This is a genomic window from Streptococcus sp. E29BA (assembly GCF_041807805.1).
GTDB classification, from domain to species: domain Bacteria; phylum Bacillota; class Bacilli; order Lactobacillales; family Streptococcaceae; genus Streptococcus; species Streptococcus entericus.
In genome coordinates, this window is the sequence record NZ_JBGTZA010000002.1 from 15,577 (window position 1) to 30,224 (window position 14,648).

A 14,648-nucleotide genomic window follows, 5' to 3' on the forward strand; every position below is an offset into this window, starting at 1 on the left:
ATAATCAATGTATAACGAACCTCGATATATCAAGAGACGAAAGGAGTGCTATGCAGGAGAAGATTAAGCGGGTCTACATTCCCATGACCGAGACGGCTTTTTATATCCTCTTTGCCTTACAAGAGGAGCGGCACGGGTATGAGATTACCCAGCGGACCAAGGAGCTAACTACTGGACAGGTCATCATCAGCCCTGGCACCATGTACGGCACCTTATCCAAGATGGAAAAGGATGGCTTGATTGCCTTCAAACGAGAAGAAGAAAAACGCAAGATCTACCAGATAACTGCCCTGGGTAGGGAGATTCTGGCTCTAGAGTTGACACGGATCGAACGCCTATATAAAACCAGCAGAGGAGAAAGCCTATGACAACCAAGACGGAAGTGAAATTCTTTTTTATCACCGATTTTGAGGAGGAAGCCAACTACCTGACGGCCATGCACCGCAAGGGCTGGAAGCTGACCAAGATTCGCTTTGACTGCCTCTTTCATTTTGAAGAAACGGCGCCTCAAGAAGTGGTCTATCGCTTGGATTTTAAGGATAATGGCAGAGCTGACCAGGAGACTTACTACCAGCTCTATCGGGATTATGGTTGGGAACCTGTAACGACCTGCAACAGTTTTGAGATTTTTAGAAAACCTGCCAGCCAAGTGGAAGATGATGATATTTTCAGTGATGAGACCAGTCGCTGGGAGATGATTCGACAAATTTTTATAAGACGGTTTTTGATTTTGTTGAGCATGGTTGTCTTGACTATTGCTGGCGGCTCATTCTTTAATAAGCTAGATTTAGCGGTGACAGTTGCCATGATTGATGTACCGATTTGTTTTTATGTCGGTTACCGTTTTTACCAATTATGGAAGAAATACAGAAGGAACTAATATGAAAAAACAACCAATCGCAGCTCTGCTACTGAATGTTGTGACTTTTGTCAGCTTTGTTTTGCCACGGACAGACCTATCAGCCACAACTCTTTCTGACTGGGGGGGTCAATCTTCTGGCTCTGGTTCAGCTAGTCGTGATGTCACTTTTAGTGATTCGATTCTTCAGACAAAAGAAGTCTTCTCGGTCTTAAGACTGAAATTAGCACTCTTGGTAAAAGAGTGCTAATTTTTTCTTGACAAGGAGAGAGGATGGTGTATAATAGGAGTATAAGATTTAGCACTCGATACTTTAGAGTGCTAATAGAAAGGAGCTCGCTATGATTACCCAACGGCAGACAGAGATTCTGAATCTGATTGTGGAGCTCTTTACCCAGCATCATGAGCCGATTGGCTCCAAAGCCTTGCAAGACGTCTTGTCATCTAGTTCGGCGACCATTCGCAACGACATGGCAAAACTTGAGCAGTTGGGCTTGCTGGAAAAGGCGCATACCTCAAGCGGTCGCCTGCCTAGCCGAGCTGGGTTTCAGTATTTCGTGACCCACACGCTCAATCGAGAGTGGATGGACGAGGCGGATGTCTATCAGGTGGTCAAAGCCTTTGACTTTGAAGCCTTTCGCCTAGAGGATATCTTGGAGCGGGCGGCACAGGTCCTGGCAGAGATGACAGGTTACACGGCTGTCTTGCTCGATGTGGAGCCGACCCAGCAACGCTTGACCAAGTTTGATGTGGTGCAGCTGAGTAGCCATGACGCCTTAGCTGTCTTGACACTCGATGCTTCTAAGCCTGTCACCGTTCAGTTTGCCATTCCAAAAAACTGGTTGACACGGGATTTAGCGACCCTCAAGCAGTTGGTTGATGAGCGTTTCATCGGGCAAACGGTCTTGGACATCCACTACCGCCTGCGGACGGAGATTCCTCAAGTGGTGCAGCGCTATTTCACCACGACGGACAATGTGCTGGATGTCATGGACTATCTTTTTCAGCCCCTTTTTCAAGACACTGTCTTTGTCGCTGGGAAAATGGCTACGCTGACCTACGGCAGTCCAGAGACCTATCAGTTTTTGGATAGCCCACAAGCCTTGGCAGTCAGCCTGCGGTCAACCGTGACAGAGCAGGAGACGACCGCTATCTTGGTCGGTGATGCACGAGAGTCTGTCTTGAGTGAGCTGACTGTCATTCATCACCGCTTTCCAGTCCCTTATCGGGGCATGGGGCAGATGAGCTTGATAGGACCGATTGACATGGATTACCATCGGCAGATGAGCCTCATCAATGTCATCAGTCGAGTCCTCTTCATGAAGCTGCAAGACTATTACCGCTATCTCAATAGCAATCATTACGAAGTACATTAAAGGAGGAAGCATGTCAGAAGAAGTGAAACAAGACGACATTCTTGAAGAAGAAGGTGTCGACGAATCAGTAGAAATAACCGAAGAAGTCACTGAAAGTCCAGAAAAAACAGAGCTGGAAATGGCGACTGAGCGAGCAGAAGAGTTTGAAAACAAATACCTGCGAGCCCACGCTGAAATGCAAAACATTCAGCGACGTGCCAGTGAAGAACGCCAGACCCTGCAACGCTACCGTTCGCAGGACTTGGCCAAAAAAATCTTGCCTAGTCTGGACAACTTAGAGCGTGCCTTAGCTGTTGAAGGCTTGACGGACGACGTCAAAAAAGGCATCGAAATGGTGCAAGATAGTCTCCTCCAAGCCCTGAAAGAAGAAGGCGTCGAAGAGGTTGAGACAACAACTTTTGATCCAAATCTCCACATGGCAGTTCAAACCCTACCAGCTGATGACGACAACCCAGCAGACACCATCGCTCAAGTCTTCCAAAAAGGCTACAAACTCCATGAACGCCTGCTTAGACCAGCTATGGTGGTGGTGTATAATTAATGTTATTCTTACGTAACATTACAGAAGAAAACTTTTTTGACTGTCTGGGCATAAAGTCGGGCTTGTTGGAAAAAGACCATGTGGATTCAGTTGAGTTTTCATTGGCAGAAGCGTGGCTGAATTCTGATTTTCAACCACGAGCGATTTATCAAGATGACGATTTAATCGGCTTTGTTTCCTTTTATGTGGGAGACAATCATTATCAAATCATCAACTTTTTGATTGATCAGCCTTATCAAGGCAAAGGTCTAGGAAAAGCAGCCGTCCAGCTGAGCTTGGACTATCTGAAAAAAGAATACCAAGCTAAACAAGTTTCCTTACCTGTCCATTTAGAGAATCAAAAGGCTAGAAGGTTCTGGACGGCGCTTGGCTTTCAAGAATCGGAGAACATCGAAGACGCGTATCTTTACATGCGTCGAACACTCTGACCGCAATGTCATTAAACTAGGCGGTAAGTCAGAAATCTTTGATTTCGTTGACGCACCCCCGCAAGGCTGATTAGGTTTTTCACAGTCCATAGGACGAAGAAATACCAATCAGCTACTGCGAAAAGAAATAACCAATCAGCGAGCGGATGCGAGCTGATAACCGACACTTTTCGCCGTAGCAAGAGTGATGACAGCGAGAATCGCAGTCATCACGGCGGAAATTCTGAGACTTTGGCTCAAAATTTAGCAATGAAACGCCGTAGGCGGTTGCTTGCGTCCGTGCTACCTAAGAAAAGTGTCAAAAACAAAAAGAAAATAAATAATAAGAGGTAAACACTATGTCTAAAATTATCGGTATTGACTTAGGTACAACTAACTCAGCAGTAGCAGTTCTTGAAGGAACTGAGAGCAAAATCATCGCTAACCCAGAAGGGAACCGCACTACTCCATCTGTTGTGTCCTTCAAAAATGGCGAAATTATCGTTGGTGACGCGGCAAAACGCCAAGCAGTGACCAACCCAGATACCATCATCTCCATCAAATCTAAGATGGGGACTTCTGAAAAAGTATCTGCCAACGGCAAAGAATACACCCCACAAGAAATCTCAGCCATGATTCTGCAATACCTCAAAGGCTATGCAGAAGATTACCTTGGCGAGAAAGTGACTAAGGCAGTTATCACTGTTCCTGCCTACTTCAACGACGCGCAACGTCAAGCGACCAAAGACGCTGGTAAAATCGCTGGTCTGGAAGTAGAGCGTATCGTCAACGAGCCAACCGCAGCAGCTCTGGCTTATGGTCTTGACAAGACAGACAAAGAAGAAAAAATCTTGGTCTTTGACCTTGGTGGTGGTACCTTTGACGTGTCTATCCTAGAACTCGGTGATGGGGTCTTCGACGTTCTCGCCACTGCTGGTGACAACAAACTTGGTGGTGATGACTTCGACCAGAAAATCATCGACCACATGGTGGCAGAATTCAAGAAAGAAAACGGCATTGACTTGTCAGCTGACAAGATGGCTCTCCAACGCTTGAAAGATGCAGCTGAAAAAGCTAAGAAAGACCTGTCAGGTGTGACCCAAACTCAAATTAGCTTGCCGTTCATCACTGCGGGAGCAGCTGGACCACTCCACTTGGAAATGACCCTGACTCGTGCGAAATTTGATGAAATGACCCATGACTTGGTAGAGCGTACCAAAGTGCCTGTTCGTCAAGCTCTTTCTGACGCTGGTTTGTCAGCTTCTGAAATTGATGAAGTTATCCTCGTTGGTGGTTCAACCCGTATTCCAGCGGTGGTTGAAGCTGTCCGTAAAGAAACAGGTAAAGAACCAAACAAATCTGTTAACCCTGACGAAGTCGTTGCTATGGGTGCCGCTATCCAAGGTGGTGTCATCACTGGTGATGTGAAAGACGTTGTTCTCTTGGACGTTACGCCATTGTCACTCGGTATCGAGACTATGGGTGGGGTCTTCACTAAACTCATCGATCGTAACACCACTATCCCAACTTCTAAATCACAAGTCTTCTCAACAGCGGCTGATAACCAGCCTGCCGTAGACATCCATGTTCTTCAAGGTGAGCGCCCGATGGCAGCAGACAACAAAACACTTGGTCGCTTCCAGTTGACAGATATTCCAGCAGCGCCTCGCGGTATCCCTCAAATCGAAGTAACTTTCGACATTGACAAGAACGGTATCGTCTCTGTTAAGGCCAAAGACCTTGGGACACAAAAAGAACAAACCATTGTCATCAAGTCTAACGATGGCTTGTCTGAAGAAGAAATTGAGCGCATGATGAAGGACGCTGAAGCCAACGCTGAAGCTGATGCGAAGCGTAAAGAAGAAGTGGATCTTCGTAACGACGTGGACCAAGCCATCTTTGCGACTGAAAAGACCATCAAGGAAACTGAGGGCAAAGGCTTTGACGCCGAGCGTGACGCTGTCCAAGCTGCTTTGGACGAACTCAAAGCTGCCCAAGAAGCTAACAATTTGGATGACATGAAAGTTAAATTTGACAACCTCAATGAGAAAGCGCAAGCCTTGGCGGTGAAAATGTATGAGCAAGCCGCAGCAGCTCAGCAAGCTGCCGCAGGCGCAGAAGGTGCTAGCCAAGCTAACCCAGCAGGTGACGATGTCGTAGACGGCGAGTTTACGGAGAAATAATGCACCAACATTGATTGTTGCTAAAGCAACTAATCAATGAACGCCAGTCGCTATTCTGGCGACTGGCTAGGTGCCTTACTAGATGATTCGGGAAGTTATTATCGAACTTCCTGAATAGTCGTCGTCTCTGTACAGTTGAATACCGTTGTTGTACAATAAACATTCAAACCAGAGGTTGATACCCAGCCTCTGGTTTTCGGGTAATGGAAAAAGTTTCCAACTAAATGTGACTTGCTGCTCTGCTATGGCGAGCGAAGCGAGCTCTTAACGGATACTTTTCGCCGTAGCAAGAGTGAGGATAGCGATTTGTCGCAATTCTCACGGCGGTCTTCTGAGACTTTGGCTCAGAATTTAGCCATGGAACTCCGAAGGAGATCGCTGGCGTCCGTGCTACTTAAGAAAAGTATCAAGAAAAAACCGAAAGGTAAAATTATGAACAATACAGAATACTACGACCGATTAGGCGTCTCTAAGTCTGCGTCGCAAGACGAGATTAAAAAGGCTTATCGGAAATTATCTAAAAAATACCACCCAGACATCAACAAGGAAGCTGGGGCGGAGCAAAAATACAAGGGCATCCAAGAGGCCTATGAGACGCTCGGTGACGAGCAAAAACGGGCCAGCTATGACCAGTTTGGACCTGCTGGAGCAGGCGGTGGTTTTGGTGGCGGTGGCTTCGGCGGCTTTGATGGCTTCTCTGGCGGCGGCTTTGGTGGCTTCGAGGACATCTTCTCTAGCTTTTTCGGTGGTGGCGGTGGTTCTCGGAATCCTAATGCCCCTCGTCAGGGCGATGATCTTCAGTATCCAATCCGTATCAGCTTTGAAGAAGCTATCTTTGGTACGGAGAAAGAAATCAGCTACCAACGTCAATCCACTTGTGGGACATGTAGTGGGTCAGGGGCCAAGCCAGGTACCAGTCCTGTGACCTGTGGACGGTGTCATGGTCAAGGGGTGATCAATGTTGATACGCAAACGCCGCTTGGCATGATGCGTCGTCAGATGACTTGTGATGTCTGTCACGGACGAGGCAAGGAGATCAAAGACCCATGTCAGACCTGTCATGGTACAGGTCATGAGACCAAAGTACATAAGCTATCCGTGAAAATACCTGCTGGAGCAGAAACTGGACTGAAACTACGTCATTTAGGCGGTGGAGAAGCAGGTTTCAATGGCGGTCCTTACGGTGACTTATATGTCATCATCACCGTTCTCCAAAGCGATAAATTCAAACGCGATGGCACAACGATTTACTACAGCATGGATATCAATTTTGTTCAGGCTGCTCTTGGTGACACGGTTGAGGTACCGACTGTTCATGGTGCGGTTGAGATGAGCATTCCAGCAGGGACACAGACTGGCAAGACTTTCCGCCTCAAAGGTAAGGGAGCACCGCACATCAGAAGTGGCGCAGTGGGTGACCAGCATGTCACGGTTAATATTGTGACCCCGACCAAACTTAACGACGGTCAGAAAGCTGCGCTCAGAGATTTTGCGGCAGCCAGCGGCTTGGATGATGTCCATCCTAAACGCAAAGGTTTCTTTGACAAGGTGAAAGATGCCCTGGAAGAGTTATAAGAACTGCTCTGCTATTTTTCCAAAGCCCTGCGGGGCTTTTTTGGCGAAATGGTCAGAGAAATCAGAAAATTTTAGGGAATCCAGCTATCAAATTGTCTTAAAATATGATAGAATAAAGAGGCACCTGATAACGTGGGAGCTTGAATAACGCTGCTAAATCAAGTTGATTTTGTCTGGTTTAGCATGACGATATTATTCTAGCAGTAACATGTCGAGGTGAGACTAGAGACGATACGATAAAGGAGAACCTTATGGCAACTTACAATCACAAAGACATTGAACCCAAGTGGCAGAAGTACTGGGCGACTAATCACACTTTTAAGACGGGTACGGACAAGGATAAGCCGAACTTTTATGCCCTAGACATGTTTCCTTACCCATCAGGAGCGGGTCTCCATGTGGGACACCCTGAGGGTTACACGGCGACAGATATTCTCAGCCGTTACAAGCGGGCGCAAGGCTACAATGTCCTTCACCCTATGGGCTGGGATGCCTTTGGTCTGCCGGCTGAGCAGTACGCCATGGATACGGGAAATGACCCTGCTGACTTTACGGCAGAGAATATTGCCAATTTCAAACGTCAGATTAACGCTTTGGGCTTTTCCTATGACTGGGATCGGGAAATCAATACGACTGACCCTGACTACTACAAGCGGACCCAGTGGATTTTTACCAAGCTTTATGAAAAAGGGCTGGCTTATGAAGCCGAAGTTCCTGTCAACTGGGTAGAGGAATTGGGGACCGCCATCGCCAACGAAGAAGTCTTGCCAGACGGCACGTCTGAACGAGGTGGTTATCCAGTCGTTCGCAAGCCGATGCGCCAGTGGATGCTGAAAATAACTGCCTATGCAGAGCGTCTTCTCAATGACTTGGAAGAGCTGGACTGGCCAGAATCCATCAAGGACATGCAGCGCAACTGGATTGGCAAATCAACAGGTGCAAATGTGACCTTCAAGATCAAGGATACAGACCGTGAGTTCACTGTCTTTACCACACGACCTGATACCCTTTTTGGAGCGACTTATGCGGTTCTTGCGCCAGAGCACGCCCTGGTCGAAGAGATTACAACTGCTGACCAAGCCCAAGCTGTTGCAGACTACAAGCACCAAGCCAGCCTCAAGTCGGATTTGGCTCGGACAGACCTCAACAAGGACAAGACGGGTGTTTGGACGGGTGCCTATGCCATCAACCCTGTCAATGGACGAGAGATCCCCATCTGGATAGCAGACTATGTTTTAGCGAGCTACGGGACAGGTGCCATCATGGCAGTACCTGCTCACGATGAGCGGGATTGGGACTTTGCCAAGGCCTTTGACCTTGAGATTATTCCTGTCCTTGAGGGTGGCAATGTCCAAGAAGCAGCTTATACAGAAGATGGTCTTCATATCAACTCTGATTTCCTTAATGGACTGGATAAGGCGGACGCTATTGCTAAAATGGTGGCTTGGTTAGAAGAAAACGGCGTTGGTCAGGAGAAAATCACTTATCGCCTTCGCGACTGGCTCTTCAGCCGTCAGCGTTACTGGGGTGAGCCAATCCCAATTATCCATTGGGAAGATGGGACCAGCACGGCGATTCCAGAGAGTGAGCTGCCGCTCATCTTGCCAAAAAGCAGTGATATCAAGCCGTCTGGCACAGGCGAGAGCCCATTGGCTAATTTAACTGACTGGTTGACAGTGACCCGTGAAGATGGGGTCAAGGGTCGTCGTGAGACCAATACCATGCCGCAATGGGCAGGCTCAAGCTGGTATTACCTGCGCTACATTGACCCGAAAAACAGTGAAAAATTGGCAGACGAAGACCTTCTCAAGGCCTGGTTGCCAGTTGATATTTACATCGGTGGGGCTGAGCATGCTGTGCTTCACCTGCTCTATGCCCGCTTCTGGCATAAGTTCCTCTACGACATTGGCGTGGTGCCGACCAAGGAACCTTTCCAAAAACTCTTTAACCAAGGGATGATTTTGGGGACTAGTTACCGTGATGGTCGTGGGGCGCTGGTGGCTAGTGACAAGGTAGAAAAACGTGATGGCAGCTTCTTCCATGTGGAAACGGGTGAAGAGCTAGTACAGTTGCCAGCCAAGATGTCCAAGTCCCTAAAGAATGTGGTTAACCCTGACGATGTGGTCAACCAGTACGGGGCTGACACGCTGCGGGTTTACGAGATGTTCATGGGGCCGCTTGATGCGTCTATCGCTTGGAGCGAGGAAGGTCTGGAGGGCAGTCGCAAGTTCCTCGACCGTGTCTACCGCTTAATCACGACCAAGTCATTGGTTACGGACAATAGCGGAGCGCTGGACAAGGTGTACCATGAGACAGTGAAAGTCGTCACTGAGCATATTGAAGAGCTCAAGTTCAACACAGCCATTGCCCAGATGATGATTTTCGTCAACGCTGCCAACAAAGAAGACCAGCTCTATCTCGACTATGCCAAAGGCTTTATCCAGCTGCTAGCACCATTTGCACCGCACTTGGGTGAGGAACTCTGGGAGCAGGTAACAGGTGTAACAGATGGCATTTCCTATGTGACCTGGCCGACCTATGATGAGAGTAAACTGGTCGAAGACGAAATCGAAATCGTTGTCCAAATCAAGGGCAAGGTCAAAGCTCGCCTAACGGTTGCCAAAGACCTGAGCCAAGAAGAGCTGGAGAAAACTGCTCTGGCAGATAGCAAAGTCCAAACCGAGATAGCAGGACAGACGGTGGTCAAGGTCATTGTTGTACCGAATAAGTTGGTCAACATTGTGGTTAAGTAAAACGTTACTCGTTTGCCACCTTCCAGAGTCTCCCCAGTCTCTGGAAACCAACCAAACTTGTCAGCATCGTTACAAGTAACGGTCACTCGTTTCTTTGCTGATTTCCAACTTCCAACAGTCTACTTCCAGACTGTTGGGGGGAATCGGTAGGGGAAGCCCCTTTAGATTAGATATTGCGCTGGGGAGTTTTTTCCAAATGCCATTATTTAAAACGTTACACTAATGTTAGTTGATAGATGCTAGTTTACACTACTGAGATTGTAAACTAGTGTCTGTTTTTTGTTTACTTTTACGATATGCTGTAGCATCGGGGCTTAAAAAATATTTTTTCAAAATGTCTTGACTTTATCTGAAAATTTGATAAAATATTTCAAGAAATAAGGACTTTTAAGGTGGGACAGAGAGCCTACTAAGGGACTTCGACAGTAAAAAGAAAAAGGCATTGGCTTTTTCTGCATTATCGAATAACCAAGCAAGTCTCATTTCGGTATCATTGGGACTTATTTTTATGCCAAAAATCAGTCTCATCAAGAAAAGGAGAAGACATGGCAGAGAAAAAATTATTGTTTGATATTCACGAGAGCCCTGATTTGGGGAAAGGGTTGTTGCTTAGTATTCAGCACGTGTTTGCGATGTTTGGCGCAACGATTTTAGTGCCACTGCTATTAGGAATGTCGGTGTCAACAGCCTTGCTAGCTTCTGGTATAGGGATCTTGATTTATATGGTGTCAACTAAGTTCAGTGTTCCCGTTTATTTAGGTTCATCGTTTGCCTACATTTCAGCGATGGGATTTGCCAAAGAGCAGATGGGGGGAGATATTTCAGCAGCACAGACAGGTATTATTCTTGTCGGTTTGGTCTATGTCCTTGTGGCTTTGTTGGTTGGTAAGGTCGGTACAGCGTGGATTGATAGGCTCTTGCCACCTGTTGTTATCGGGCCGATGATTATTGTGATTGGTCTTGGGTTGGCTAATACTGCTGTAACTAGCGCAGGTTTCGTTAAAGACGGTGACTGGCGCAACATGCTGGTAGCAGGGGTCAGCTTTATGATCGCCGTCTTGGTTCAAACCAAGGGCAAAGGTTTTATGAAGGTCATTCCCTTCTTGATTGCCATTGCTGGTGGCTACATCGTGGCTGCTTTGATTGGGTTGGTTGACTTTACTCCTGTTAAGGAAGCAGCATGGTTTGCTCTACCGACCATTAGCCTACCATTTGCCACTGGTATCGAGAGTTTTGGTCAGTACAAATTTTACTTTGGTCCTGAAGCGCTAGCTATTCTACCGATTGCTATTGTAACCATTGCTGAGCACATCGGTGACCACATGGTTCTAGGTGAAATTACTGGTCGGAATTTCTTGAAAGAACCTGGGCTCAATCGTACCCTAATCGGTGACGGGGTGGCAACGGCATTCTCAGCTTTTATCGGAGGTCCTGCTAATACGACTTATGGTGAGAATACGGGGGTTATTGGGATGACACGGATTGCCAGCGTGTCAGTCATCCGTCACGCAGCTTTCATCGCTATTGGTCTTAGCTTCTGTGCCAAGTTTACCGCCCTCATTTCAACGATTCCAACAGCAGTATTGGGAGGGATGTCCATTCTTCTTTATGGGGTTATCGCCAGCAACGGTCTTAAAGTCTTGATTAAGTCAAAAGTCAACTTTGGGGCTTCGCGTAACCTTGTTATCGCCTCTGCGATGCTGGTGCTTGGTCTTGGCGGAGCGGTTTTGCAGATCGGCTCTAGCTTGGTCATCTCAGGGACAGCCCTAGCAGCTATTGTTGGTGTCTTGCTCAATCTGATTTTACCAAAAGAATCAACAGAATAAACAGTCAAAAGCTGGAGCAGAAATGCCTCAGCTTTTTAGCATGATGGCTACAAATAAAGGACAAAATGGAGAGATGGTTCAGTCAGATTATTTTGAAGAGATTTTCTTCTCCGATTTGTCCTATAAAGAGGAGTCAAAAGGTGCAATTTTTCTAAAAAAAGGTATAATGAAAAGGAGTGACAACTCACAAAATAGAAGGAAAAGCTCTGCTATTTTCCTAAAAGAGGATAAGACATGAAAATAATTATCGTCGGAGGTGGAAAGGTCGGTACCGCCCTCTGCCGTTCTCTGATTGACGAAGATCATGATGTGACCCTGATTGACGAGGATGAGCAAGTCATTAAGACGGTGACCAAGCGTCATGATTTGATGGGAATTGTTGGTAATGGGGTGAATTTTCAAATTTTAGATGAAGCAGATGTCCGTCACTGCGACATTTTTATTGCCCTAACGGATAAGGACGAAGTTAATATGATTGCTGCTGTTTTGGCTAAAAAAATGGGAGCCAAGGAGACGATTGTGCGGGTGCGTAATCCCGAATATTCAAACCCTTATTTTCGTGACCACAACATTCTTGGTTTTTCACAAATTATCAACCCTGAGTTATTGACAGCTCGCTATATTGCTAATGCTATCGAGTTTCCAAATGCCCTATCGGTTGAGCATTTTTTCAACGGTCGCATTATGTTGATGGAATTTAAGATTGCCGAGAACAGTCGTTTGGTTGGCCTGTCTTTACAGCAATTCCGGAAAAAATTTGAAGACATTCTGATTTGTGCCATTGTGCGTGGCAAGGAGGTCATCATTCCTGACGGTCTGGTCTCCATTCAAGCCAATGATAAAATTTTTGTGACAGGGCAACGTCAAGCCATGGTTAATTTCCACAATAGCATAAAAACACAGGTCATCAAAAACTTTATGGTTATCGGAGCTGGCAAGATTGCTTACTACCTCATGACCATTCTCAAAAATACAAAAATTAATGTTAAGTTAATCGAACTCAAACGAGATCGGGCTGAATTTTTCAGTGAAACTTTTTCACACTTGCATGTGGTCAAAGGTGATGGCACTGCAAAAAATGTCTTGCTTGAAGAGGGCGTTGAGCATTACGATGCTGTCGCAACCTTGACTGGGGTCGACGAAGAAAACATCATTGCGTCGATGTACTTAGACAGTCTCGGTATTCCTAAAAATATCACTAAGATTAACCGAACAAGTTTGCTAGAAATTATCGGAGACCGCGATTTTTCGAGCATTGTCACCCCAAAACTCATTGCCGTTGATAGTATGATGCACTTTATTCGTGGCCGTAAGAATGCTCAAGAATCAAGTCTTGAAGCCCTGCACCATGTGGCGAAAGGTAAGGTTGAGACCCTCCAGTTTGACATTACAGATCATAATAAAGCGACGGACAAACCACTTGATAGTCTACGCTTAAAGCCAAATATTGTCATTATGGCTATTATCCGAAAAGGGAAAGCTATTTTCCCAACTGGACAGGATTGCTTCCAAATCAATGATAAGGTGATCGTTGCGACGTTGCAAAAAAACATCCACAATATTTGTGATTTGTTAGATTAGGAGGCGATATGAATCATTCAATTATTCGCCGTACCCTTTCAAAATTACTCTTGATTGAAGCGGCACTGATGGTCGTCCCATTAGTTGTTGCCATGATTTACCAGGAAGAAGCAAAGGTTTTTCGAGCCTTGCTGATCACAATGGGGCTGTTAACGCTGATTGGTCTTTTTGGGAGTCTCATCAACCCCAAAACTGAAAAAATCTACGCCAAAGAAGGCATGCTAATTGTCTCTTTGTGCTGGGTACTTTGGTCATTTTTTGGTGCTCTTCCTTTTGTCTTTAGTGGTCAAATCCCATCTCTAGTTGATGCTTTTTTTGAAGTGAGTTCAGGATTTACCACAACAGGGGCAACGATTTTACCGGATGTTGGCGTTTTGTCCCCGTCACTCCTCTTCTGGCGGAGCTTTACGCACCTTATTGGCGGCATGGGGGTATTAGTTTTTGCCTTGGCCCTGCTCAATAACGAGAAAAATAGTCATCTTGAAATCATGCGAGCAGAGGTCCCTGGGCCCGTCTTTGGTAAGTTAGTGTCGCGACTGAAGGACACTGCCCAAATCCTTTACGTTATTTACCTCAGCCTTTTTGCCATTTTAACCCTCCTACTTTACTGGGCTGGTATGCCATTCTTTGATAGTCTGATTATTAGTATGGGAACAGCTGGAACAGGCGGTTTTGCGGTCTATAACGATAGCATTGCCCATTACAATAGTTCTTTGATCACAGGGATTGTAACCGTTGGTATGCTTGTTTTTGGTGTAAACTTTAGCCTCTATTATCTCCTCTTGCTCAAGAAAATCAAACTTTTTTTCAAAGATGAAGAGTTAAGGGCCTATCTTATTGTAATTTTTGGGAGTGCTGCGCTGCTTTTTCTCAATATCGGAGGTTTGTTTGCAAGCTCTGGTAAGGCTCTGGAAGTCATCTTTTTCCAAATTGCGAGCCTGTTAAGTTCCACTGGTTTTGGCTTGCTTGACATATCGTCGTGGCCGATGTTTTCTCAGATGATTTTGCTCATGCTCATGTTTATCGGAGGGATGGCAGGATCGACCGCTGGTGGTTTTAAGGTGATGCGAGTCTTGATCTTAGCTAAAATTATCCGACTCCAAACCCTACAAAATCTCTATCCCAATCGCATCATGACCGTCCATGTTAATGACCGCACCTTAGATAAGGGCACTCAGCATAGCATCATGAAATATTTTGTGGTCTACGTTGCCCTATTTATCGGATTAGTCTTTGTCCTTAGTCTTGATAGTAACAACTTTTTGGTGGTTATCAGTGCCAGTACCAGTATTTTTAACAATATTGGACCAATATTGGGAACAACAGAGACCTTTGCCTTCTTTAGCCCATTCTCAAAATTGGTCATGTCCTTCATGATGATTGCTGGGCGATTGGAAATTTTTCCGCTCCTCTTGCTCTTTAGCAAAAAAGCCTGGTCTAAATACTGATTAGCAGGGCTGTTCTAGCACACATTGCCCTATCTCAGGACAGTTTTTATGAGAATTCTCTCACAAGTCTTTCTATTTTTCTAAAAATCTGTTATAATA

At 46.0% G+C, this 14,648-nt stretch carries 13 protein-coding genes; all 13 read left to right on the top strand.

Features of this window, described 5'->3' with window-relative positions; all coding sequences use genetic code 11:
- Positions 1 to 50 precede the first annotated feature (50 nt).
- The 13 genes from ACERC8_RS00540 to ACERC8_RS00600 all read left to right on the top strand — a co-directional run bounded on the left by ACERC8_RS00540 (position 51) and on the right by ACERC8_RS00600 (position 14,549).
- Entirely contained in the window at positions 51 to 368 is a 318-nt protein-coding gene (locus ACERC8_RS00540) for a PadR family transcriptional regulator (protein ID WP_373657950.1), read from the top strand.
- Positions 365 to 880 carry a DUF2812 domain-containing protein gene (locus tag ACERC8_RS00545; RefSeq protein ID WP_373657952.1) on the top strand — a complete coding sequence of 172 codons (516 nt, stop codon included), beginning with the start codon at positions 365 to 367 and terminating at the stop codon, positions 878 to 880. The genes ACERC8_RS00540 and ACERC8_RS00545 overlap by 4 nt, the downstream gene beginning before the upstream one ends.
- 1 nt (position 881) lies before the next feature.
- The gene (locus ACERC8_RS00550) at positions 882 to 1,109 is read left to right on the top strand and encodes a hypothetical protein (RefSeq protein WP_373657953.1); all 228 of its coding nucleotides are present in this window, start codon (positions 882 to 884) and stop codon (positions 1,107 to 1,109) included.
- Positions 1,110 to 1,200: 91 nt separating this feature from the next.
- Complete coding sequence (gene hrcA / locus ACERC8_RS00555; RefSeq protein WP_373657954.1) at positions 1,201 to 2,235, top strand: heat-inducible transcriptional repressor HrcA; 1,035 nt, start codon at positions 1,201 to 1,203, stop codon at positions 2,233 to 2,235.
- A gap of 10 nt (positions 2,236 to 2,245) precedes the next feature.
- Positions 2,246 to 2,776, top strand: coding sequence for a nucleotide exchange factor GrpE (grpE, locus tag ACERC8_RS00560; protein ID WP_373657955.1), 531 nt, complete (start codon positions 2,246 to 2,248; stop codon positions 2,774 to 2,776).
- A complete protein-coding gene (locus ACERC8_RS00565) occupies positions 2,776 to 3,204 on the top strand; it encodes a GNAT family N-acetyltransferase (RefSeq protein WP_373657956.1) in 429 nt (142 codons plus the stop codon). Before grpE ends, ACERC8_RS00565 begins: the two co-directional genes overlap by 1 nt.
- 338 nt (positions 3,205 to 3,542) lie before the next feature.
- Complete coding sequence (dnaK, locus tag ACERC8_RS00570) at positions 3,543 to 5,366, top strand: molecular chaperone DnaK (RefSeq protein WP_373657958.1); 1,824 nt, start codon at positions 3,543 to 3,545, stop codon at positions 5,364 to 5,366.
- A 432-nt stretch (positions 5,367 to 5,798) separates the two neighbouring features.
- Positions 5,799 to 6,941, top strand: coding sequence for a molecular chaperone DnaJ (gene dnaJ / locus ACERC8_RS00575; protein ID WP_373657959.1), 1,143 nt, complete (start codon positions 5,799 to 5,801; stop codon positions 6,939 to 6,941).
- A 251-nt stretch (positions 6,942 to 7,192) separates the two neighbouring features.
- On the top strand, positions 7,193 to 9,694 hold the full coding sequence (leuS, locus tag ACERC8_RS00580; RefSeq protein ID WP_373657960.1) for a leucine--tRNA ligase: 2,502 nt from the start codon (positions 7,193 to 7,195) through the stop codon (positions 9,692 to 9,694).
- Positions 9,695 to 10,239: 545 nt separating this feature from the next.
- Entirely contained in the window at positions 10,240 to 11,520 is a 1,281-nt protein-coding gene (locus ACERC8_RS00585) for a uracil-xanthine permease family protein (RefSeq protein ID WP_373657961.1), read from the top strand.
- A 22-nt stretch (positions 11,521 to 11,542) separates the two neighbouring features.
- Positions 11,543 to 11,758 carry a hypothetical protein gene (locus ACERC8_RS00590; RefSeq protein ID WP_373657963.1) on the top strand — a complete coding sequence of 72 codons (216 nt, stop codon included), beginning with the start codon at positions 11,543 to 11,545 and terminating at the stop codon, positions 11,756 to 11,758.
- Positions 11,755 to 13,101: a Trk system potassium transporter TrkA gene (gene trkA, locus ACERC8_RS00595; RefSeq protein ID WP_018369103.1), complete on the top strand. Its 1,347-nt coding sequence runs from the start codon at positions 11,755 to 11,757 to the stop codon at positions 13,099 to 13,101. The genes ACERC8_RS00590 and trkA overlap by 4 nt, the downstream gene beginning before the upstream one ends.
- A gap of 8 nt (positions 13,102 to 13,109) precedes the next feature.
- Positions 13,110 to 14,549: a TrkH family potassium uptake protein gene (locus ACERC8_RS00600; RefSeq protein ID WP_373657965.1), complete on the top strand. Its 1,440-nt coding sequence runs from the start codon at positions 13,110 to 13,112 to the stop codon at positions 14,547 to 14,549.
- Positions 14,550 to 14,648: the final 99 nt, after the last annotated feature.